This is a genomic window from Bacteriovorax sp. HI3, assembly GCF_059738875.1.
Map to the genome: position 1 here is coordinate 2,219,016 of NZ_AP026946.1, position 21,556 is coordinate 2,240,571.

The window sequence follows — 21,556 nt, forward strand, 5'->3', positions numbered from 1 at the left end:
TTTGCCCAAATAAAAAAGGCCACCCGAAGGTGGCCCTTTTATGGAGCTTTTACTTAATAAAAATTAAGATAGGTGCTTTCCAACGATCCCTGCAAGTTCGAACATAGTAACTTCTTTTTTTCCAAAAAGTTTAGCTAGTTTGTCGTCTGCAATGATGTTTCTTTTGTTTTTTGGGTTTTGAAGGTTGTGCTTCTTGATGTAGTCCCAAATTTTAGAAACAACTTGAGTGCGTGGAAGTGGCTTGTTTCCTACGATTTCAGCAAGTACAGCTGAAGGAGTAAGAGCTTTCATGAAAGCTGCGTTTGGTTTACGAGCTGACTTAGCTTTTGGAGCTTTTTTAGCTTTTGGAGCTGCTTTTTTAGTAGCTTTTGGAGCTGCTGCTTTCTTAGTAGCTTTTGGAGCTGCTTTCTTAGTAGCTTTTGGAGCTGCTTTCTTTGTAGCTTTTGGAGCTGCTTTTTTAGTAGCTTTTGCTTTTGGAGCTGCTTTTTTAGTAGCTGCTTTTTTCTTAACTGCCATTTGAGATTCCTCCGTTAAATTAGACATGTTGTTGATTGTCTAAAGTTGTTTATGGTTAAAGAAACGTTTTCTTTTTTCTTCTTTTTCATTTTTTCCGAGGGGAAATTTTCTTATATCTTACGTTTTCCCTCGAGAAATTCACTTATAGATAAATTATTGCTCGAAAATTTTCATCATGTCTATAGCAAAAAACAATTTTTTTTACTTTTTTTATCATTTTTCCCTAGGGGATTGATGATTTTCCCTAGGGAGATGACCTATTTTACCGTCTTCATCCACTCGACGACCAGTCCTTCCGGCCCTAATTTCCTTGGGGTTTTCTTATATTGGTGTGATTCATTTAAAGAATACATCCTGAAATTATCGATGCGGCAGTAGTGGTAAATGCGCTTTAATTTCTTCTCGCGTGCCACTTTTTCAAAGAATTCTTTAATAGAGTGAGAGAGCCCAGCTCCCTGATGGTCGATCTTAATAGCGGTGTTTTTAGTTAAAAGGGAGTCATCTTCTACCTTATAGAAGACGGCAGCAACGATTTCGCTGTCATCGATCAGGGAAAACAGCTCCCACCCTTCAGAGACTTCCTTCTTAATCTCTTCAAATGTCCATTTGAAGTCAGGAGAATCTGAGAATGCGTCGATGTTGTGATCGTAGATCTCTTTGATGTCCTTTTCTGTCTTGGCCTTCTTAAAAGTAAGCTTCATAGCAATCCTTTGCAATAAGAGTAAACTTTCTAACGATTATAGAGTCACGATATAGGCAGCCAGGTCCTTGATGTCCTGGTCTGATAGGCCTTTTACGTATGGTTGCATATCAGGGTTTTTTCTCACTCCTGACTTGATCTCTGTCACTTGCTTCACTACATACCAGTCATGCTGACCAGATAGCTTTGGTGCTTTTTTAGCAAGGTTTCCTTCCCCATTTTCACCATGGCACTGAATACATGTTGCGTATAAGGCCTTTCCTTTAGCTGCGTCTTGAGCAAAACCTGTAGACAATAGTGAAGATAGAACAAAGACAGAGACTAAAGAAAGAGTACTTTTCATCGAAACCTCGTAAAGTAATAAATAGAATGGAATTAACTAAACTGCTTAGAATTTTACTCTAAAAGATTATTAGACGGCAACCACTTTCATAGGGAGAACTTTGCCCGCTCCTCGAAAAATCTCACCCAAAAAGGCCTCCATCGCCTCTGTTGAAAGCCCTTCGAAAACTCCACGGACGTAAGAAACCTCCCCATCACAGTAGATAAAATCCCAGGAAAGGGCGGAAAAAAGCACTTGGGAAGACTTATTTTTCTCTACTAAAGAGAGCTCACTCCAGCGGGAAGAGGCCTTAGACACTTCCGAAAAATCCAAAGCATGGACAACTCTAAAGAGGGCGCCCATCAATGAAAGCTTCACTTTTACAAAGAGATTCTCCAGCTTAAGCGCGTCTTCAGGAGAAAATGGCAGGTGATTTTCGTCGCGTAAAAAACTCTCAATCTCCCTAAAAGAGATCCTCCAGATTTCACGCAGAGTTTTTCCTTCAGAAAATTGGGACAGGACTTCGGCAAAAAGAAAGCTCATTTCATCGCGAGGACCGCGGTGCCTGGCCGTCAAAATCTTGTCACCTACATTCTCGATGGCAAAATCAAGCTCACGACTTTCCCCTTCCAGGTAAAACCTTGGAGCGCTAATCAGGGCCTGGGCCCTTTGGGAAAGAGAGCTTAAATTTACTTTCAAGATGCTATCGCCTTCTTATATAGTGATGCTGGAGACCTACATTAACATGATCAAAAATGAAAAACACCCCCTAAATCATAAACTGACTTTCCTGGTGATCGGCCCCATGCCTTTTTCCATGAAATCGATTACCCCTTTCTTAAAAGACGAAAACACCCGTCTGGTTTTTATTGATGGCGGTCTGATACATAAAGGGAAACTTCTAAAAAAGGCCCCGCTTCTATGCAAAGGCTCCATCTCCGTGGGCGATGGAGACAGCAGTAAAAAACAGATGACGATCACTAAAACAGACCAAAACCTCTCCGACTTAAGCTTTTTCCTTAAAACATTTTCACGCCAGAATAATATCGGAAGATTTGTTTTTGCCGGTTTCCTCGGGGGAAGAGTGGATCATGAAGTGGTGAATTTTGGTGAAATGATCCTTTATATAAAGAACTGGAAGAAAAAATCCCCGCTTCCGCGCTTGTGTTTTGAAGATAAGGTAGAGTTTTTAGCGGCCGGACGCCATGAATTCTTAATTGATGGAATTTTTAGCATCGCCTCATTAGAGGACAACCACATAAAAGTGAGCGGAGAATGTGCCTATCAAGTAAAAAAGTGGCTTAAGATCGGGCCCCTGAGTTCTCGTGGTCTAAGCAACCAGGGGCAAGGCAAGGTGGTCATCCAGACAAAAAAACCGCTGATGGTTTTTTTCCCGGGCCTATAAAGATTTAAAAGTCATTTTAAAGCGTGCATCACCTTCATCTAAATCCAGAAGCTCTTCGCGGTATTTCCCCTCTAAAAAGAGCTGGACCTGATCGTTATAAAAAGGCGACAACAGATGCCCTGAATTTCCAATTGGCAGAATTCCCCACGCTTTTTCCGGACGGGCAAAATCGATGATCCTGCGGGTTGATGGGCCGGCCGTCACTGCGAAATCTCCTTTATATGAAGTCACTTTCTGGTTGTTCACTTCCTGAGTCGCACCCGGGGCCGGGTAAGGGCCGAGGTTGAAAATATAATTGAGCGGCTTCACTCTTCCGACGGGGTGAACATATTCAAGCGTGTGCAGTTTTCCCCACTTCCAGTCATTGGTGTCTTCGCCAAAACGCTTCTCCAGGGTGGTAATTGTACCGATAAAGGTCTCTTTTAAAAGAGCAGTGCGATCGAATTTTTTCCACCACGGCGACGTTGGTTCCTGAATCACGCGTTTAAAAAAGATCCATCCGTTGGGAACTTTGGCAAAAATCTCTCTTTCATCCTCAGTTAAATCCGCCAGCATTTTCTTCTGGATTTCGCGGGCCCAGCTATAATAAATTGAAGGAGCAATGGAAGTAATCTCAGAGCTTAAATTCCACTCGCGCAAAATCTGCACGTATTTTTCATAGCGGTTTTCCTCTGTCTTATTTTTAAAGCTCAAGTCATTTAATAAAGCGTGAAGCAGAATTTTGTTTTCAAAATTCATGTTCAAGGCCTGAACTTCCATCAACTCTTCAGGCGACCATTTGTCGTTTTGTGAGAGGATTTTCTCCAGCGTTTTTTGTCGGTCATCTGGCTGCCAGTCTCCGCGCAAGTGCGCCGGATAGCCAAGAGGCCTGGCGTTGGCCGACACAATAAGGCCACTCTCCGGGTTTTCTGAATGAGGTTTTTCATCAAAGGCCAGCACACCTAGAATTTCATCATTTCCACTCTGACCATCGAGAATAAAATCAGTTTTAATTCCCGGACGTTTTTTCCAAACTTCTCCAAAAATCCACCAACCGATATTTTCTTTGTCGGCATAGAGAATATTTAGACCTGGCGCCATCCCCGTGGCCACGGCGTCCTTAAACTCCTGCATGTTTTTAGCTCGTCCCATGCGGAAAACAGTGGTGAACGGGTCGTTTTTCTCGCTGTAAAAAGGCCACTGAAGACTCAGTGATTTCTCTTTTGTCGTCTCACTTAAGGCGTAATCTAGAATCGGCCCGTGGTGCGTTTTTAACACAGTCATTTTAAAATCAGGCGCGTTTTTTACTTTGATGATTTCTTCGCGCTTTTCCAGCGGAAGATCTTTTCCTTTAAAACGGTAGGTCAGGTCTTTTTCGTTGATTTGTTCCTGATAAATGTCCATGTCATCAGTCAAACTCATCGTTAGACCCCAGCCGCGATCGCGATTGTGGGAAAGAATAGGAAAAGGAATCAGTGAGAGGAAGTGACCGTAAGACTCATACTCTGGTGTCTTTATATGAGCTTCAAACCAGATCCCGGGATGCGAATAAGAAATGTGCGGGTCATTAGATAGAACCGGACTTCCTGAAGAAGTTCTCTTTCCTGATAAAAGCCAGCCATTTGATCCTTCAAAAAGTGGGAATCCAGACTCTAGACTCGAGATGACTTTTAACACTTCTTTTGAGACGACGCTGGAAGTGTCCACTACACGTGTCGCCTCATTAGGGATTTTTTCGTTGCGCAAATCATTGGTTAAATCGCCGCCAATTCTTTTTGCAAGATCAGTCAATAGTGGCTCAGTCATAATAGCGATACCAAAACTAAAACCCATGAGTCCTACGAAACTCTGACCATCGACCATCGTAAATGGACGAGGCTTAATCCCCAGGATTTTAAATTCAATCGGCAACGGCCCCTTTTCTACAAACTGATTGATCCCGTCGTAAAAGGCATTCATCTCTTTTAACATTTGCGGATCAAAAGATTTTTCAGCTGTCTTTCTGGCAAAAAGTTTTTCCGACTCATACTTGAGTCCAAGATTTCTAAAAAGCTTATCAGAACGAAGGAGTTTTTCCCCGAGAAGTTCTGCCAACTCCCCCTGTGCCAGGCGGCGGCTAACTTCCATTTGAAAAAGCCTTTCAGAGGCCATGACATAACCCAGAGTCCTGAAAGCATCCTCTGATGTTTGAGCGTTAATATGCGGGATTCCGTGCCTGTCGCGCACAACTTCCACCGGTGCACTTAAACCCGAGAGGGCCGCTTCTCCATTCATCTGTGGTACGCGAGAGCGAAAGAATTCGTAGCCTCCCACAATAGCTGACAAGACAATAAGGGCGAAGATAAAGAGAGCAATCTTTAGCGTTTTCTTTTTATTCATAATCATGAAATAATCTAAACATAATTATGGAAGAAGTTAAACACAAAAACCGCTCGCTCTTTCTCGATGTCCTTCGCGGCTTTACTGTCGTCTTAATGATCATTTTTCACTTCTCATTTGACCTGGATTATTTTGGCTTCGTGAGTTTTGATATCGTTCATCACCCGTTCTGGTATTTTTTCCCGCGATTAATTGTCTTTCTTTTTCTTTTTGCTGTAGGAGTGGCACTCACTCTCGCTCATCGCGATGGGATTAAGTGGAAACCATTTTTAAAACGCCTTTTACTCATCGTTTTTTGGGCCGTCGTCATCAGCGTCGTTACTTACAAATTCTTCCCTGAGAACTGGATTTATTTTGGCACTTTGCACTCGATCGCCGTTGTTTCTGTCATGTCGTTGCCGTTTTTAAAACGTCCGCGGGAAGCACTCATTATAGGTCTATGTTTGTTCATCCCATCGATCACTATGGATAAAACAATTCCCTGGATTCAACTTCCCCACTCATCGTGGGATTATATCTCACCGTTTCCCTGGGTTGGAGCTAGTTTACTCGGGATATTTGCCGCGCACAAAGGCATTCAGCGAATTGAGTTCCCTCAAAATCCACTAGTTAAATCTCTGAACTATTTAGGCAAGCACTCCCTTTTTGTTTACCTGATTCATCAGCCAATACTCTTTGGAATTCTTATGCTTGTTGTGAAAGTTATTCGTTCCTAGCCCATATCGACTGTGATATAAAAAAGCATACATTCAATTAGGGACTCACTGTGAAAAGACTATTAAAAATAGACTGGAACGTAGACTGGAACAGAGTTGAGCGCACTATTGGCGGCCTGAAATTCGCCGTCATCATCATTCTACTTTTTTCCCTAGCTATGATCATCGGAACATTTCTCGAATCGTATTACGGAACAGACTTCGCTAACCGCACCGTTTACAAAACTTTTTACTTCATGTTCATCCAATTCGGGATGCTCATGTCAATTATCTTTGCGGCCTTCTTAAGACTGCCGCCGAAAAAAAGACTCTACGGTTTCTACACCATTCATGCGGGCCTTATCATTATAGGTGTAGGATCAATGATCACTTATATTGCCGGAATTGACGGCAGTATCACCCTTGCTCCAAATGAACCTAACCGTCAGGTTATTCTTTCTAAAGATGTTTTGAAAATGACTTATCCTGAAGAAGGAAAACAAGTCACGACAGAGCTTCCTTATAGTGCTTTTTCTACCAACATCAATCAAGAGTACGAAGGGATTAATGTTGTTGAGTACATCCCTTTTGCCGAAGGGAAATTCGTCTGGACTGACGCCATCAACTCATACCCGGCCAATGCTCCTGTACAGTCTTCTAAATACTATTTTAAAAACCCGTTTGCTGAGCAAGAAGTTCTCCTGACTCTTCACCCTGAATCGAGCTCGGAATTTCAATCGACAATGAGCATGGGTCCTTTGACCTTTAACTACATGCCGGCCAACCTGGCGACTTGTTTTGAAAAAGAAAATCCATCTGGGATTATTATTTGGAATTCAGAAACTGCTGAGTGTTTTACACCAGAAGAAAAAAGACTTCCGGTTAAAACAACAAGTGCCAATAATCGTTTCTTAGTTTATCCGGTTGACGGAAAACTCTTAACATTCTTCCCGGACTTCTCACCATTTCCGGTTGATGCGAATTTTCAGGTTGATCAAAAATCGATCATCCGCTCTTTTTCTAAAAGAATCTTTGAAGAGAAACCCAACCTGTTTCTTTTTGGAAAGAAGCTCGCTTTCTATTCTAAAGATGACAAGAAGTGGTTAGTTCACAATATCGAATTAAAGGGACCAACTGTTGGTCTTCCATGGATGGGGGCCGAAATTTCTTTAGTCGACCACCAGGATAAACTTGTTCCTTTTAATCTCCCAGTTTCAACCATTCCTATTCAGAAAAATGGACAGGTTATTAAAGGTGACATCCGCGCGGTGAAACTTGAGATCATGGGCAAAGAGTACTGGGCGACCAACTACTCTCCACTGAGTCTCATTATTGGCGGGAAAAAAGTTATTATCGAAGTGACCAAAGAAAGTTTAACTCTTCCTTTTGAAGTGGCACTCTCACAGTTTAAAATGGACAAAGACCCGGGAACAGACAACCCGGCCAGTTACGAATCTTTCGTCAAACTTTTTGACGACGGCAAGATGACTAATCACCACGTCTTTATGAACAATCCATTAAAACATTCTGGGTACACTTTCTACCAGGCCTCTTACTCTCAAGACAGCGGTGGAAACTATCACTCAACACTGGCAGTAAACGTCGATCAGGGACGCGAACTAAAATATTTAGGATCGCTGATGCTCGTGCTCGGTGGAATCTGGCACTACAATCTGAACAAAAGAAAAAAAGAAAAAGGAGCTGATGCCTAATGAAAACTCTCATCTTAATCCTGCTCTCGGCACTCACTTTTACCAGCGCCCACGGAATGGAGACTTACTTCTGTAAAAAAGAACTGGAAACTCTACCTATTCAACAAGGCGGAAGGATTAAACCTCTTTATGTTCACGCCTCAGAAGCGATGAAGGCCTTAACGGGAAAAGCAAAAGTCGACGACCTTTCTGCGGTTGAAGCTTACTGCCTTCTTTCATTAAACGGCATGGGCCTTCCGGCCTCTCTCAAACTTATGGCGAGAATTGACCATGTCGATGCTATGAAGTTTTTAGGTTTGCCTAATGACACTCACGAAATTGATTACGAAACTCTTATCACTAGAGAAGATGAAATCAGAAATGAGGCCAGAATGGGAAAAGGAAACGATTCTTATAAGAAGGCCATGGGAAAACTTTTTGACAATATTTTCCTTTATAAAGAAATCAAAAGCGGAAACAACTGGCTTTTTGCAGACATCCAAGGCAAAAGTTTAAACTGGTCTCCACTGACAACTTTTTTAACCGAAGATAAAGTTGTGGCCCAAAAAGCAGTGACTCCAGGCGACCCGTTTCTTCCAGTGTTACTAAAATCAAAAGCTGATTACATTTCGGCCTTCGGTGATAAATACCTGGTTGAGTACTGGTATGCTAAAGCCGGGCTGGCAAGTGTAGCGATGCTCCTTTCAATTCTTGCCCTGGCCTCAATGGTTCTTTTTAAAAACTTCAAAATCACTCTTGGACTTGCCGGTTTATCAATCGTTGCTCAGATCACTCTGATCACTTTTAGAGTTATCATCTCTGGAAGAGCTCCGATCACTAATATGTATGAAACAGTTCTCTTCTCTGGTTCAGGGGCCCTTTTACTGGGTCTGATCCTAGGACATTTTAAGAACGAAAAAGTTTTCGTTTACATGGGTCTTGCTTACAACGTTTGTACGCTAATGATGATCAACTTCGCTAACGGGATGCTAACAGCGACAATCTCGCCCCTGGTTCCAGTTCTTCGCGACAACTTCTGGTTATCAACTCACGTAACAACGATCATTCTTTCTTACGGAGCTCTGGCCTTAAGCTGGATTCTTGCCAACACTGTTCTTATCAAGCGCCGTCTTGGAAAGATGGATAAAAAAGAAGAAAATACAAACGCCGATATCATCTACACAACTCTTAAATGGGGAACGACGATGCTTGCTGCCGGGATTATTCTTGGTGGTGTGTGGGCCGACTATTCATGGGGAAGATTCTGGGGATGGGACCCAAAAGAGACATGGTCGTTAATCGTTCTTTGTCTTTACACTGCGATTCTTCACGGGCGTTACACTTCATGGATTAAAAACGACCGCTTTATGACAGTCACTGCTGCTGCTTTCTTAAGTGTTATGATGGCATGGTTCGGTGTTAACTACATCCTGGCATCGGGACTTCACTCTTATGGATTCAGTGAAGGTGGAGCAGTCTTCTTAGGCTCATTCTTCTTAATTCAGATCATCATTCTCGTTATCACGAAAAATTATTCAAAAACAAAAGAAGCTGAACCTGCTTAGGGTTCAGCTTCTTAACCATATTAATTCTTTGTAAAATTCACTTTTTCAATGCCGATCACACCAATGATCGGCGCTTTTTTTCCAATAAACTTCATATTGTTAAATTCTTTCTTATTATTCATCATCACGATTTCTGATTGAGCATTTTTGGCCACTTCAATTTGATACTCTTTTCTTTCACCTTTAACCGCATTGTATAAAGTGTCTAAATAAAGCACTCCACCACGCTCTTCATCAAAGTTATGGCTATAAAGTCGGACTGTAACGTATTTATCTTTTTGGTGAAGGATGATTCCATCTCCATTGATCTCGCTCATATCGACTTCTTTTCTCTCTGTCAGTTTTCCGTTTTCATAAGCTTCCATATAAATGTGCTTAATCCCACGTCCGTCTTCATCCATCTCATACGTCATTCTGCCGGTGTTTTTATCAACGTCGCTTGAAACCACACACAGAACTTTTTCTGCTGCTTCTGTGGCGCTTAGAATGCTTGATAACATGAAGATGGCCAGTGCCGTTGGCACGATTTTGGATAATTGCATGAGTCCCCCATATGTTTTTGAACATTGGGTTCATCGGCAAAAATTTCCCTAAGCCTGAATGATTTTAGAAAAGGGCCTTCATCTGATCGACATACTCAGGTTTTCTCATCCCTACAAGAATGTAATCAAAACCATAGTCTAGGTAAGTTTCAACCGCCATAACTGAAAAAGGTCTATCGCCATCATCTGGTAAAAGCCCCACAGACATCGCTTGTTTTTTAAATTCGAGCGCTTTATTTGAGAGATTTCTTCGGGAATAAAGATATGAGGTTTCCATCAATTGATAAAACGGTTGTGCCTGCTCAGCAGAAAGACCCTGGCCTCCCCATACGCGGGCAATAAAAGGAAAGAAGTGTCCGTAATAAACCTGATCTACTGCATCCGGAGTCGGAAGGTTATTCCAAAGATCAGTGAACTGTTTAATCATCTCTACTTCATGAAAATCATCTGCCGTTGTATTTTCATCGGCCGCTTCATCCCACTTTGCTTTGACTAATCCCATGGCGTGATCAAAAAGCTCCTGTGCCTTCTTGTCGTCCAGGTTTTTCGTCTGTTCTTCATAGGTCGCTAGTCTCACCAGCTTATTTTGTGTAAACGCATTTAAAGGGCGATTAACCACTGTCGTAAGACCATTGGCCATACAGAGTTCAAGTAAACTCTCATCGCCGTAATCGCCAAGTTTTTCCAGGGCTCCAATCTCAATCAGATTAAATGGGAATTGAACCATTTTAAAATTTTTGCCGTTCATTTCTTTAAGCACAGCAAGGATGCGTGAAAGGTCTGTCACTTGTGGATCGTTAAGCGGAAGCCCAAAATTATTTGAACTCACACCATAGGCCTTAATTCTTCCCTTCTTCACTTCTTCTTCACAGTAAATGAAGGCCTTCTTTAAACGGGCATAATACTCGTCTTGAGTTGAGCCTTCTGTCTGAAAATAATATTCCGGGTTGTGCAGAAGAAAGTAATCCACTGAATCGCGCTTTAGTCTTTCTAAACTTTGATCCAATTGACTCTTTAAAAATTCAGGGTGAATAGAATGTTTTAGCTCTTCACTTAAATCCACCAGGTCTTCTAAGGCCAGTCCTTTTTCATTAAGTTCCTTTAAAACGCGTAAAGCGTGCCCTTGGATATATCCAGCTTTCGTGACAATAATAGGTTTATATTGTGGGTTTTCACTTAAGACAGAGCCAATCAACTCCTCTGATTCACCGTTGGTGTAATTTGAAGATGTATCGATTAATGTACAGCCGGCCTCTAGCGCTTTAACTAACGACTCTCTGTGCACTTTTGACTTAATACTTACGCGGTAAGATCCAAATCCTACATGTCCCATGAAACTGATCCCTGAATGTATAAATTAATGAAGAAAAGGCAGAAGCCCGCTGATCCTGAAGATGCCTTCGGCGCCGTTGTCCTCTTCGTACTTGGCATTACGATAGCATTCATTTTTTGAATCTAAAACAATATCTTGTTGTCCATTGACTAGAATCCCTTCAACTTCCAGAGTGCTGGCGTTAAAAACCGGAGAGCCCGAATTGCCTTCAAATGAATCCAGCCCAGCAGTAAAAGAGATATCACTGGTGTTGCGGTTTACTTTGGCACTTTTTGAAAGCATTAGCGGAAGCCCAAATGGGTGACCGATCATAAAAACGCGGGCGTTATCCGCAATTTTATTTTTCAAATTTAATTTAAGTGCCGGGCGTTTTTTAGGAGCGCGATCTAGTTTGATGATTGTGAAATCGCTCTCGCCATCAAAGGACTGCGCCACAATAGACTTGCAGCTAAAGACATTGCTATTTAAAACGCTGTACCCTTTTTTTGTTTGCTTTTTACTGTCGACATCGAAGATGACTTTTTTCATCATACAGTCTTCACTGGTTTGAAAACAGTGTCCGGCCGTGGCCATGAGATCAGGTCCAATTAAAAAGCCCGTACATCCCGGAAGTGCACTTTTATTTGAAAAGCGCTCATCCACGCACATCTGCAAAGTTTCCTGCAGTGTTTGAGCTTTAATAGTGGTTTTAAAAAAGTTCTCTTCTAAAAGGTCTGCGCTGACAATCAAGGCCACTGAGCGGCTTAATTCCTGAATCTCTTTTGTTGATTGAGTGGTAACTAGTTCGCGGTCGTCTTTTCCATAAATCGACCCAACTGTGCTCAAGTCGATATTGACAGCAGCACGGGCATTCATCGCAGTCAAAAATAGGCATAAAAAAAGGACCTGGCGCACATGTTCTCCTATGAAAACGAGTCGCCAGATCCTATCATTTTTAAGAGGTTTCCCCCTAAAACGTGAAATTATTACTTAGTGAAAACCCTTCAGTTCCTTGATATTTGTGATTCTTGTCACATCTTCCCCACGGCATTCTGTCATCTTACAAACCTTAGGGATAGAACACCCTCTTACCGGGTCGCTTACGTAGTCTCTTTCCCCACGTACTAAAATCCCTTCTACGACACCTGTTTTAGAGTCAAAAACCGCCGATCCAGAGTTCCCTCCAAACGTGTCCAGAGTCGCCTGGAAGTAGTAGTTATTTTTGTTTGTTCTCACAGCTGCACCATCAGCAATTTTTGATGGAAGCCCAGACGGGTGACCAATAACAACCAGGTCAGCTTTATTAGCGATTTTTCCAGACGTTCTCACTTTTAGAGGAAGGCGTCCTTCCACCTTGCGGTCAAGTTTAACCAGAGCATAGTCGTTGTCAGTTGCTCTATCCAGTGCACGCGAAATAATTTGCGTACATGTGTAGACAGCTGACTTCGGTACAATGTGAGTCTTCTTTTCTTCAGTTGTATTGGCGTAGTCAAAAACCCATGAGTAGCGCGAACAATCACTTAGCGACTCAATACAGTGACCGGCCGTCACTAACAGGTCTTCTCCTACTAAAAATCCTGAACAGTTTGCCGCTGTTAATTGCTTGGCAAAACGAGCGTCTGAACAGATCCCGTCGTCTTCCAGAGTTGTTCCGGTAATTTCCAGTAAATTCCCTTCGCGCTCTTCTAGTGCATTTGTCGGAATCATCGCTGCAGTTGACTGAGCAAGAGTTTTATAAAGAGTGTTTTTTGATTCGAAAATATCTTTTCTGTCATCTACACCGTAGATAACTTTATCGTAAGAAAAAGCATTGTATGAAAGGGCCAACAGCAGGCAAGAAGCGAAAATTTTCATAGGATGTCCTTATTTTTGAATTTTAAATAAAAAAAAGGCGGCCATTTAATTGGCCGCCTTGTTATGAGGAAAACTACATTGCTAGTGCATCGAAAGGGTTTAGGTATTGAGCTTTTACTTGTCTCATACCAGAGTCTTCACCCATTGACTCAAAGTATCCGTACAGTGCTCCCTCAGTGATTTTCTGGTTAGCATAGTAAGACTTGATGAAGTTTCCTGCAGTGTCTTTAATTGTAGCGCTTAATGGAACAAAACTTAGTCCCAGTTGAGCAAGAGTCAGCATAATGCGCTTTCTTGCAATTTGAGTTGGACGGTCGTAGTTGTAAGCAACCGCTGGACGAGACTGAAGCATAGACTCGTTATCAAACAGGTTAACAATTACTTTTTCATTGTTAAAAGTTACGCGTTGGAAAGCGTAGTTCATACGATCATTTACTTCTGAGTAAAGGCCGCCAGCTTTTTGAAGCTTAGCTGTTCCCGCTCTGAAGTTAGCGTAGAAGTTATTCACTCCATACTTCGTCCAGTTAGACTTCGCTGCACTTGATTCCCAGAAAGCGTACCATGGAATGCGAGATTCATAGATAGATGACCAGATCATGTTCACTTCGTCGTGAGTTAAACCAAGTTCTTTTTCATCGAAGCTTTCAAGATAGTGAAGAAGCATGTTTTGGTGGAAGTTTCTTCTTTCAGTAATTAGTTTTTCAACTTGAACAACCACGTAGCTAGCTGTGTTTAGCATTGGGATGTTGCTCAGTCTCTTTCTAGCGAAATCAAGCGCCCAGCTTACTGCTTTATAAGTCACGTTTCTCTTATAGAAGAATGTCGGGTCTTGAACGTTTGAAAGGATTGTCGGGTCTAGAAGTAAAATAGCATCAGTCATTTTACCTTCGAACTTTGAAACAACTTCATTAAACGCTGGGTTTGTGAAAACACCATCAACGTTAACAACTGCAAGTTGTTTTAGTGAATCAACAACTGTCTGCACATAACGGTCGTACTCAGCTTGAGTGTATCCCTGAGCAAGAAGAAGCTCGCGGTCTTCATCCAAAACAGAACGTACATTCGCTTCGTACTCACCGCTTGCCAGGTTTTGCTCTGACATTAGTGATTGTTCAGCTTTAAGCTGAGACTTAATCATATTTACATAAGGAACAACCGAGAATTTTACCGGAAGAGTTCTATCCCTGATCCCTACTAATTTACCGTCGTCTGAACGGATGACTTGAAAACGTTTATGAAAAGCATCTGCTGATTTAGCGAAAGCTTGGTTTGTGTTTACAGCGAGCAAACACAGTAGCCCCACCATAAGTGAGAATGATTTCATTTTTCCTCCTAGTTGAAAAATGTGTGAACTAGGATTAATGGTAAATGAAATTTTTCACTTGAGATGAATGTAAGAAAATATGATAGGAAGTGCTAAGATTTTGACACTATCTTTTTTTCGACTTCATCCCACAACGCGCTTCTTAATTTAAGCGATTGAACTCCGGCCGCTCTTGCTTCTTCCCACTTCTTTTCATCATTTCCGCAGAGAGATTGAAGACAATCTGAAGCTGCATGTGAGTGCTCACCTCCGTCAATTTCAATATGACGAGCAAGGTAGTAGCGCATGTTGGGAAATGATTCCTGAGTTTTTTGGTCGAAGTTTTTTGAAAGATCACCAAGTATAGAAGTAAACATGTCGGGAATTAGTTTTTCTCTTCCAAAGAAAAACGCAGCTGCCACTTCGTGAATTTTTCCATTGAGTGAAAGATCGATATTAAATTTTACGAAGTCATGCTCGGCCTTCGTGCAATACTCTTCATAATTAAGATCACTCATAAATGAAAGCAGTCTTTTTGGATCAGCACCGACGTCATTCATTGCACGCAAATAAAGAGTGAAATGATCACAGGCCTTGCCTTCTAAATCTTTGTCACTTTCTTCACCTAGAACAATTTCATTAATCAAGCGCACAGTTTCTTTTGGATAAGGACTTGGTCTCCACGGCAACTCCACACACGTAATGTCTTTTTGCAGCCTCTTTAACAGCGACATAAAATCCCACACGGCGAACACGTGAGTCTCCATAAAAACTTTGAGTTCATCGAGAGACCTGATTTTATTGTATAGAGTGTGATTGGCCAGTGCTTCGTGGTGAGCGATGAGATCGGGGTGATTCATAATGGATGTCATAAACCTGTCCTATAGAAAAAACTATAGAAAGGTCATACCATTAAATTTCGAAATCGTCGTATGTTTGATTGAAAATTGCGTCCAATTCTTTGGAAAAAAAGCGACGCGAAAAATACTGTCCGGCCCTAATGGTACGAATGAAATCGTACTCTTCAAGCTTTCTTAAAGACGAATAAACGTCTTCAATAGCAAGCCCCAGGTTTTTGGCCATTTCAGTGTGGGACATCATCTGTGAGATCCCGTGCGACCTGTGAAGGTTGGGAAAACACCAGACTCTACGATAGATATACATAAGCACGAGAATTTCAATGCGGCTTAATTTATAATCCACAATGATCTTATCGAAAAAAATATCCGGAATTTCTGAGGTAGAAGGGCCTAACTCAATACTAGAGCCGCCGACATCTTGAGTGTCTTCAGCTTTACCTTTTGAGCGGTGATCGGCCAGAATTGAATGTATATCGACCATATTCCATTCCTGATAAGGCCTCTATGCGATCCATGCATTAAACCTTACATAAAAAGTATAACACAAAAAAACTAAATGGAAAATGGCTAGTATTAAAACCGTGAGTGTTACTCAAGTATGGCGCCCATAAAGTAGAGCTCGGAGCCCTTAAACTCGCGCTTAACTGTATGTGTAAAACCTAGGCGTAAGTAAAAATTTACGTTCTGAGCATCGGGCGAAGTTGTGAGATGAAGCCCTTTAATTCCTTGGTCTTTAAGCACTTTCATATAGTGCTGAACCAAAAGACTCCCCAGTCCTTTCCCCCTGGCATCCGGATGAAAATTGATATGCAGATGGGCCGGAAATTTTTCAAACTGTTCCTCAAAAACTGCGAGCCCTGGGACATCGAGCACTTTCAAAGAGGCAAAAGAGTCCTGGCATCCACTGAGATAACCTAGTACCTTCTTTTCTTCCATCACCACAAAAAACTCCTGCGGATAGTGAGTCTGGTAGTCGCCGCACCAACGTTTAAAAAACGTCAGGCGCCTTTCTTCGGAAGCAAAACTCTTAACTGAGGTTGAAAGAAAAAAAATGTCTTCAACTTGCTTTAGGATTTCGGAATTAAAATTGATTTCTTTTAAAGTGACGATAGAAAAACTCATTGAATAACCCTTTTCATCGTCTGATAAAAACGCAGATATGAACGCAGAGGTGCTGGCGTTACCTGAATCAACTCAGCATCCACAGATTCATCGGCCCAGTCATCCCACGAGATGATAAGATGGCTTGGAAAATACCTTCTCCACTCTTTTTTATCTTCCAGGTTTTTTAAATCGCGAAGAACCGCCATTACTTCCGGTGCATCCATTTCGTTTTGACATAAAGGAATCAGGTCTTCTTTTTTTAATTTTAAAATAGCCTGATAAGAATCATAAAAAGACTTAAGGTCTTTTAAAATTTTATCCGGCATCGAGAAAAAAGAGGCCACTTCTTTAGCTGCACCTGGATCTTTTAAGAAAACACTCACAAGTAAATCTTCAATCGTTTCCAGGTCAGGAGAAAAATGAACATTTTCCCAAATCTTATAAACTTCCTTAACTGGCAAATGATAATCTTTCACCAAACTTGAGAACTCATTAATAAAGGCCCCGGCCTTTTTTGATTTTTTCATCTCTGTTTTAAAGTGATGCATTGAGAGTTCACTCAAATCAAAAAGTCCCATCTGGTTTTTAATGCTTTCACTGATTTTAAAATCGTATTTTACCTGAAAGCGCACCAGGCGCAGGAACCTGACTGAATCAAGAAAAAAATAGTCGCTGATTTCACGGAGTGTTTTTTCTTCTAAATCCTGCACTCCCTTATAAGGGTCGACGACACGGGCCTGGTCTTGGGTGAAATTAAACTCGATACCAATAGCATTAAGCGTGAAGTCTCTTCTGGCAAAAGCGCGGTCGTAAGAAAGTTCTTTATCAAGCACCACTTCAAAATGGTGATGGGTCTTATTTCCGGTCAGTGGATTTTCCAGGCGAGGCGAAGAGAACTCCAGGTCAAAACCTTTGAGCCCCACACGGACAATGTCATAAGGAAGTTCAGTGTAAGTCAGTCCTCTTTTTTTAAAAAAAGATTTCAGTGCACTGATCTCCACTCCCCTGACTTCAAAGTCCAGGTCGTTAGACAGAGTTCCTTCCCTTAAAAAGTCGCGGCTTCCGCCACCGACGAGACACAGACGCGCACCAACACTTTCAACTTCACTAAGAAATTGTTTTAAGTCGGCCGGAAATAGGGAGAGAATCATCATGTATTAAATGTATCACGATGTGAGAGCAGTCTATCAATAGTATTTTTGATACGCAGAAGATTTTCTGATTCTTTATGATAGACGATATAGAGCTTTCCACTCGGTACTTCATATTCGTTACCAAGCGTTAGAACCTTATCTTTGAAATACGAACGATTTAAAACGTGATTCGGCACAACGGCGATTCCCAGACCTTCGCTTACGGCCTGAAGCATGTGACCGTGTGAGTTTACAGAAAAGCGCACATTCAATTTTTTTGGAGTCGATTTAAATTTACTTCTGCACCATTTTAAAAAGAGCAGATCATCTTGTTCAAATAAAATAGTCGGAATTTTCTCCAACGTTTCAAGCGTCAGCTTTGTGTTGAAATACACATCCTTCATCTCACGTGGAATAACCAGAGTCGATTTTTCTTCCATGAAGAATTCTTTCTCACCATGAAGAGGCACATCGTCTTCAGGTAAAATCAGGATATCAATTTTGTTGGCCTCGAAATCAAGAAGCAGGTCTTCTTGATGGCCCATGCGGACTGAAAGTTGAAGTTCAGGGTTTTCTTTCGCATGCCAGACGACTTCTTTAGCAAGCCACGTCTTCCCAATACCAGTCAGGGTTCCGATTCTCACCTTCCCCTGCATTTGATCGCGGTCCCCCTGAAGTTCTGTCAGAGTCTCTTCCATTTCTTCCAAAAACTGAGTTCCCAGTCGGTAGAGCTTCTCGCCTTCAGACGTTAAAATCACCGCCTTTCCCGAGCGCTTAAAGATCTTGATCTCTAATTTAGACTCAAGATTTTTGATACTCTGGCTGATGGCAGATTGGGTTACACCTAAGACTTCCGCGGCCTTAGAAAAACTTTTGGCACGGGTCACGGCCACTAATGTCTGGAGTTGCGATGTTTCGATCAATTAGCACTCCTGTGCTTATTTAGACGCAGAGGTTGTCTCGCATCCTGCTCGACTCTTAATAGAGTATTACTTTGTAATAGAGCGTTCATAATGTATTAGGTTTACCTAATAATACTGGAAAAGAAAAGAAACCATGTAAAAAGAAGGCGGCCTTTGGAGAGACCGCCTTTATTCAACTTATGAAAGCTAACAAAAAACTAACAAGACCCACCTTCTGAAAGGTAAACCTCGTAAACCTTTTGCTCTTTTTCATCAACGATTAGTAATTCAACAAAAGAAATCCCACAGTATCCTGGGCCATTTCCACTGTAACCAAACTTCACGCCTTGGCGCTCTAACCTTTTAATGACCGGTGCCCAGCCGTGGTTTAGGTCGTAAATGTTCGCTTTAATTTCTTTAATTCTTTCTGCTTCACTTGATTCATCAAGGCCTTCAAGCATTTCTTCTAAAGCACTCTCAGCAAAGCCAGACATAAGAATAGCAGATTTCACTGAAGTAAATCCTTCATCAATCTCATCACCGTAGGCCATCTCACCATACTCTTTGAACACTAATTCGCGTTCTTCACCATAGTTTTCTTCTAAGTAATTCTTTAGGATCTCTTCAGCATTTTTTCCTTTTACAGAGTGCTCCTCCCAACCCATGGCCAATTGACCTAGAGCTTTAACGTCTGCGTTTACTGTCCTAGTTGTCCCAGCAAAGCTAGAAGAAATGGTTAACGAGAAAACAAGAGCTGCGCTTAATACTGCCTTCATAGATCCCCCAAGATTATTTTTTGAATGCCGGGGTTATAGACAAAAAAGATGGAGATTGGAAATGATATTACTCAATGCTTCCTATCTAAAAAAGAGATAGTTCAAAAGGCAAAAAAAAAGGGGCCCATTTGCAGGGCCCCACTTTTTTTGAGAATTTGGAAGGAAACTATTCAGCTTGAGCTGCAAGTTTCTCTTTTCTTTCTGCCATAACTTTCTCACCAATGTTGTTTGGACATTCAGCGTATTTCGCGAATTCCATTGTGTAAGAAGCTTTACCAGCAGACATAGAACGTAGAATTGTCGAGTAACCGAACATTTCTGAAAGTGGAACAAGAGCGTTGATGATAACGTCACCTGTTTCATTTGATTCAGAAGCCTGGATGATCCCGCGACGAGAAGAAAGGTCACCAATAACCCCCCCTTGGTACTCATCTGGTGTCTCAACTTCAACTTTCATGATTGGCTCAAGGATAACTGGAGAAGCAGCTTTTACAGCTTGTCTCATCGCCATACGAGAAGCAATACGGAAAGCAAGGTCAGAAGAGTCTACATCGTGGTAACGACCGTCTTGTAGGTAAACTTCTACGTTGATTAGTGGGAACGCAGCTAGAGGTCCCTTGTCCATAACGTCGTTGAATCCTTTTTCACATGAAGCGATGAATTCGTTAGGGATTGCTCCCCCTTTGATTTCGTTATGGAACTGGAATACTTCTTCCTCGTTCGCTTTTTTCTCTTCAGCAAGTGGCTTGATCATACCGATTACGTGACCGAACTGACCAGAACCCCCTGTTTGTTTCTTGTGTAGGTAATCGAACTTCGCTTCAGTTCTGATTGTCTCACGGTAGTTAACCTGAGGAGCACCTACTTGAACGTCACAGTTGTATTCACGTTTTAATCTTTCTACGTAAATCTCAAGGTGAAGCTCTCCCATACCTGCGATACGTGTTTCAGCAGACTCTTCATCTGTGTAAACGTGGAAAGTTGGGTCTTCTTTCATGAAACGTGAAAGACCTTTTGAAAGTCTTGTTTGTTGATCTTTATCCTTAACAGAGATCGAAAGCTCGATAACCGCTGCAGGAACGTGCATACCTTCACATGATAAATGCGTTGGTCCGTCTTCTGCTACGAATGTATCCCCTGAAGCACAGTCGATACCGATTAGAGCAATGATGTCACCTGAACCAACAGTTTCGATGTTCTCTCTGTCGTTAGCGTTCATACGTACGATACGTCCTACGCGAACTTTTTTCTTAGTTCTTGTGTTAACGATCGTGTCACCTTTATTTAAAGTCCCTTGGTAAATACGAGTGTAAGTTAACTGACCGAATTGCTCGTCAGTAATCTTGAACGCCATACAAACAAGTGGCTTAGAGTTATCTGGCTCAAGCTCGATTTTTTGGTTTGTGTTGTTATCGATAGCTTTTGGCTTCGCTGATGTAAGCGGAGATGGAAGGTATCTAGCAACACCGTTAAGAAGAAGTTGAACACCTTTGTTCTTGAAAGCTGATCCCATGAATACTGGAGTAAGCTTAAGTGATTGAACACCTTTCTTAATTGCATTGTGGATTTCTTCTTCAGTAACAGTTTCGCCACCAAGAATTTTTTCAACCATGTTGTCATCGAATTCAGAAGCTGCATCAAGAAGCTTCTCTCTGAATGATTCAACATCGTCTGCCATATCAGCTGGAACAGCTTCAACTCTGATCTTCTCTCCGTTTTCTCCGTCGAAGAAGTATGCTTGTCTAGTGATTAGATCAACAACACCTTTGAAGTTTTCTTCAGCACCGATTGGAAGCTGCATTAATACAGCATTGTGGTAAAGTTTTTCTTTAAGTGCCGCAACACCTTTATGTGGGTTAGCACCCATACGGTCCATCTTGTTAAGGAAGGCCATACGAGGAACTGAGTAACGCTTCATCTGACGGTCAACCGTGATTGACTGTGACTGAACACCAGCAACTGAACAAAGAACTAGAATAGCTCCGTCAAGAACGCGAAGTGAACGCTCTACTTCTACTGTAAAGTCAACGTGGCCCGGAGTATCGATGATGTTAATACGACATTCTTTATCGATGCCTTCAGCATATTTGATACCTTCACCATTTAGACCTTCCCAAGTTACAGTTGTAGCTGCAGAAGTAATTGTGATCCCTTTTTCTTTTTCAAGTTCCATGTGGTCCATCTTCGCTCCGGCACCACCACCTCTAACGTCTTCGATCTTGTGGATCTTGTTACAGTAGAAAAGAATACGTTCAGTTAACGTCGTCTTTCCTGAGTCGATGTGAGCAGAGATCCCGATGTTTCTGGTCTTCGCCATTAATTTCATAAATTCATCTCCAAAAAGGTTTATTTACCCTAAAAAATTTTTTGAACTTTTTTAAACTTAATTTAAGGGTGAATAATAAGAAATTTAGAGGGATGAGTCAATGGAAGTTTAGCTATAAAGAGGGAAAAAGATTGAACAAGGAGCATCAAACAAATTGACAATTTCACTAAAAATCTCTAAAAATTTTCGGGT

General features: G+C 41.7%; 21 protein-coding genes. 4 read left to right on the forward strand and 17 right to left on the reverse strand.

What is annotated here, in order from left to right; all coding sequences use genetic code 11:
- Window positions 1–63: 63 nt before the first annotated feature.
- The 4 genes from AC6JA8_RS10960 to AC6JA8_RS10975 all read right to left on the reverse strand — a co-directional run bounded on the left by AC6JA8_RS10960 (window position 64) and on the right by AC6JA8_RS10975 (window position 2,237).
- Entirely contained in the window at window positions 64–516 is a 453-nt protein-coding gene (locus tag AC6JA8_RS10960) for an SWIB/MDM2 domain-containing protein (RefSeq protein WP_142409369.1), read from the reverse strand.
- 257 nt (window positions 517–773) lie between these two features.
- Window positions 774–1,217: a GNAT family N-acetyltransferase gene (locus AC6JA8_RS10965; RefSeq protein WP_102243863.1), complete on the reverse strand. Its 444-nt coding sequence runs from the start codon at window positions 1,215–1,217 to the stop codon at window positions 774–776.
- Window positions 1,218–1,253: 36 nt separating this feature from the next.
- Entirely contained in the window at window positions 1,254–1,559 is a 306-nt protein-coding gene (locus AC6JA8_RS10970; protein ID WP_497973826.1) for a c-type cytochrome, read from the reverse strand.
- 69 nt (window positions 1,560–1,628) lie between these two features.
- The gene (locus AC6JA8_RS10975) at window positions 1,629–2,237 is read right to left on the reverse strand and encodes a hypothetical protein (protein WP_497973827.1); all 609 of its coding nucleotides are present in this window, start codon (window positions 2,235–2,237) and stop codon (window positions 1,629–1,631) included.
- Between the two features lie 46 nt (window positions 2,238–2,283).
- On the opposite strand from AC6JA8_RS10975, the gene AC6JA8_RS10980 reads away from it, so the two are divergent.
- Entirely contained in the window at window positions 2,284–2,943 is a 660-nt protein-coding gene (locus AC6JA8_RS10980; protein ID WP_497973828.1) for a motility associated factor glycosyltransferase family protein, read from the forward strand.
- Here the strand turns inward: AC6JA8_RS10980 and AC6JA8_RS10985 are convergent.
- On the reverse strand, window positions 2,938–5,301 hold the full coding sequence (locus AC6JA8_RS10985) for a penicillin acylase family protein (protein ID WP_497973829.1): 2,364 nt from the start codon (window positions 5,299–5,301) through the stop codon (window positions 2,938–2,940). The genes AC6JA8_RS10980 and AC6JA8_RS10985 overlap by 6 nt on opposite strands.
- Before the next feature lie 26 nt (window positions 5,302–5,327).
- Between AC6JA8_RS10985 and AC6JA8_RS10990 the strand changes: the two genes are divergently transcribed.
- From AC6JA8_RS10990 to AC6JA8_RS11000, 3 genes are read left to right on the forward strand one after another with little or no spacing between them, the layout of a single operon-like run.
- The gene (locus AC6JA8_RS10990) at window positions 5,328–6,017 is read left to right on the forward strand and encodes an acetyltransferase domain-containing protein (protein WP_497973830.1); all 690 of its coding nucleotides are present in this window, start codon (window positions 5,328–5,330) and stop codon (window positions 6,015–6,017) included.
- 50 nt (window positions 6,018–6,067) lie between these two features.
- On the forward strand, window positions 6,068–7,708 hold the full coding sequence (locus tag AC6JA8_RS10995; protein ID WP_497973831.1) for a cytochrome c biogenesis ResB family protein: 1,641 nt from the start codon (window positions 6,068–6,070) through the stop codon (window positions 7,706–7,708).
- On the forward strand, window positions 7,708–9,252 hold the full coding sequence (locus AC6JA8_RS11000) for a cytochrome c biogenesis protein (protein WP_497973832.1): 1,545 nt from the start codon (window positions 7,708–7,710) through the stop codon (window positions 9,250–9,252). Before AC6JA8_RS10995 ends, AC6JA8_RS11000 begins: the two co-directional genes overlap by 1 nt.
- A gap of 20 nt (window positions 9,253–9,272) precedes the next feature.
- On the opposite strand, the gene AC6JA8_RS11005 is transcribed toward AC6JA8_RS11000, so the two are convergent.
- The 12 genes from AC6JA8_RS11005 to fusA form a co-directional block, all read right to left on the reverse strand.
- Window positions 9,273–9,794, reverse strand: coding sequence for a hypothetical protein (locus AC6JA8_RS11005; protein ID WP_491636054.1), 522 nt, complete (start codon window positions 9,792–9,794; stop codon window positions 9,273–9,275).
- 64 nt (window positions 9,795–9,858) lie between these two features.
- Window positions 9,859–11,127 carry an aldo/keto reductase gene (locus tag AC6JA8_RS11010; protein WP_497973833.1) on the reverse strand — a complete coding sequence of 423 codons (1,269 nt, stop codon included), beginning with the start codon at window positions 11,125–11,127 and terminating at the stop codon, window positions 9,859–9,861.
- Between the two features lie 24 nt (window positions 11,128–11,151).
- Complete coding sequence (locus AC6JA8_RS11015) at window positions 11,152–12,021, reverse strand: trypsin-like serine peptidase (protein WP_497973834.1); 870 nt, start codon at window positions 12,019–12,021, stop codon at window positions 11,152–11,154.
- A gap of 75 nt (window positions 12,022–12,096) precedes the next feature.
- Entirely contained in the window at window positions 12,097–12,960 is an 864-nt protein-coding gene (locus AC6JA8_RS11020; protein WP_497973835.1) for a trypsin-like serine peptidase, read from the reverse strand.
- A gap of 73 nt (window positions 12,961–13,033) precedes the next feature.
- A complete protein-coding gene (locus tag AC6JA8_RS11025) occupies window positions 13,034–14,284 on the reverse strand; it encodes a hypothetical protein (protein WP_497973836.1) in 1,251 nt (416 codons plus the stop codon).
- A gap of 92 nt (window positions 14,285–14,376) precedes the next feature.
- The gene (locus tag AC6JA8_RS11030) at window positions 14,377–15,135 is read right to left on the reverse strand and encodes a DUF3050 domain-containing protein (RefSeq protein WP_497973837.1); all 759 of its coding nucleotides are present in this window, start codon (window positions 15,133–15,135) and stop codon (window positions 14,377–14,379) included.
- A 40-nt stretch (window positions 15,136–15,175) separates the two neighbouring features.
- Window positions 15,176–15,604, reverse strand: a complete 429-nt coding sequence (locus AC6JA8_RS11035; protein WP_497973838.1) for a hypothetical protein — start codon at window positions 15,602–15,604, stop codon at window positions 15,176–15,178.
- Window positions 15,605–15,711: 107 nt separating this feature from the next.
- Window positions 15,712–16,245 carry a GNAT family N-acetyltransferase gene (locus tag AC6JA8_RS11040; RefSeq protein WP_497973839.1) on the reverse strand — a complete coding sequence of 178 codons (534 nt, stop codon included), beginning with the start codon at window positions 16,243–16,245 and terminating at the stop codon, window positions 15,712–15,714.
- Window positions 16,242–17,381 (reverse strand): tRNA nucleotidyltransferase/poly(A) polymerase family protein, encoded by a 1,140-nt coding sequence (locus AC6JA8_RS11045; RefSeq protein ID WP_497973840.1) that lies wholly within the window; start codon window positions 17,379–17,381, stop codon window positions 16,242–16,244. Before AC6JA8_RS11045 ends, AC6JA8_RS11040 begins: the two co-directional genes overlap by 4 nt.
- The gene (locus tag AC6JA8_RS11050) at window positions 17,378–18,283 is read right to left on the reverse strand and encodes a LysR family transcriptional regulator (RefSeq protein ID WP_497973841.1); all 906 of its coding nucleotides are present in this window, start codon (window positions 18,281–18,283) and stop codon (window positions 17,378–17,380) included. Before AC6JA8_RS11050 ends, AC6JA8_RS11045 begins: the two co-directional genes overlap by 4 nt.
- A gap of 197 nt (window positions 18,284–18,480) precedes the next feature.
- On the reverse strand, window positions 18,481–19,038 hold the full coding sequence (locus AC6JA8_RS11055) for a hypothetical protein (protein WP_497973842.1): 558 nt from the start codon (window positions 19,036–19,038) through the stop codon (window positions 18,481–18,483).
- Window positions 19,039–19,204: 166 nt separating this feature from the next.
- Window positions 19,205–21,364, reverse strand: a complete 2,160-nt coding sequence (fusA, locus tag AC6JA8_RS11060; RefSeq protein WP_497973843.1) for an elongation factor G — start codon at window positions 21,362–21,364, stop codon at window positions 19,205–19,207.
- Window positions 21,365–21,556 lie beyond the last annotated feature (192 nt).

What these genes read in the sequence shown, in the direction of transcription:
- AC6JA8_RS10960 (WP_142409369.1), bottom strand. Translation starts at nt 516, where the DNA reads ATGGCAGTTAAGAAAAAAGCAGCTACTAAAAAAGCAGCTCCAAAAGCA.
- AC6JA8_RS10965 (WP_102243863.1), bottom strand. Translation starts at nt 1,217, where the DNA reads ATGAAGCTTACTTTTAAGAAGGCCAAGACAGAAAAGGACATCAAAGAG.
- AC6JA8_RS10970 (WP_497973826.1), bottom strand. Translation starts at nt 1,559, where the DNA reads ATGAAAAGTACTCTTTCTTTAGTCTCTGTCTTTGTTCTATCTTCACTA.
- AC6JA8_RS10980 (WP_497973828.1), top strand. Translation starts at nt 2,284, where the DNA reads ATGATCAAAAATGAAAAACACCCCCTAAATCATAAACTGACTTTCCTG.
- AC6JA8_RS10985 (WP_497973829.1), bottom strand. Translation starts at nt 5,301, where the DNA reads ATGAATAAAAAGAAAACGCTAAAGATTGCTCTCTTTATCTTCGCCCTT.
- AC6JA8_RS10990 (WP_497973830.1), top strand. Translation starts at nt 5,328, where the DNA reads ATGGAAGAAGTTAAACACAAAAACCGCTCGCTCTTTCTCGATGTCCTT.
- AC6JA8_RS11000 (WP_497973832.1), top strand. Translation starts at nt 7,708, where the DNA reads ATGAAAACTCTCATCTTAATCCTGCTCTCGGCACTCACTTTTACCAGC.
- AC6JA8_RS11005 (WP_491636054.1), bottom strand. Translation starts at nt 9,794, where the DNA reads ATGCAATTATCCAAAATCGTGCCAACGGCACTGGCCATCTTCATGTTA.
- AC6JA8_RS11010 (WP_497973833.1), bottom strand. Translation starts at nt 11,127, where the DNA reads ATGGGACATGTAGGATTTGGATCTTACCGCGTAAGTATTAAGTCAAAA.
- AC6JA8_RS11020 (WP_497973835.1), bottom strand. Translation starts at nt 12,960, where the DNA reads ATGAAAATTTTCGCTTCTTGCCTGCTGTTGGCCCTTTCATACAATGCT.
- AC6JA8_RS11025 (WP_497973836.1), bottom strand. Translation starts at nt 14,284, where the DNA reads ATGAAATCATTCTCACTTATGGTGGGGCTACTGTGTTTGCTCGCTGTA.
- AC6JA8_RS11030 (WP_497973837.1), bottom strand. Translation starts at nt 15,135, where the DNA reads ATGACATCCATTATGAATCACCCCGATCTCATCGCTCACCACGAAGCA.
- AC6JA8_RS11035 (WP_497973838.1), bottom strand. Translation starts at nt 15,604, where the DNA reads ATGGTCGATATACATTCAATTCTGGCCGATCACCGCTCAAAAGGTAAA.
- AC6JA8_RS11040 (WP_497973839.1), bottom strand. Translation starts at nt 16,245, where the DNA reads ATGAGTTTTTCTATCGTCACTTTAAAAGAAATCAATTTTAATTCCGAA.
- AC6JA8_RS11045 (WP_497973840.1), bottom strand. Translation starts at nt 17,381, where the DNA reads ATGATGATTCTCTCCCTATTTCCGGCCGACTTAAAACAATTTCTTAGT.
- AC6JA8_RS11055 (WP_497973842.1), bottom strand. Translation starts at nt 19,038, where the DNA reads ATGAAGGCAGTATTAAGCGCAGCTCTTGTTTTCTCGTTAACCATTTCT.
- fusA (WP_497973843.1), bottom strand. Translation starts at nt 21,364, where the DNA reads ATGAAATTAATGGCGAAGACCAGAAACATCGGGATCTCTGCTCACATC.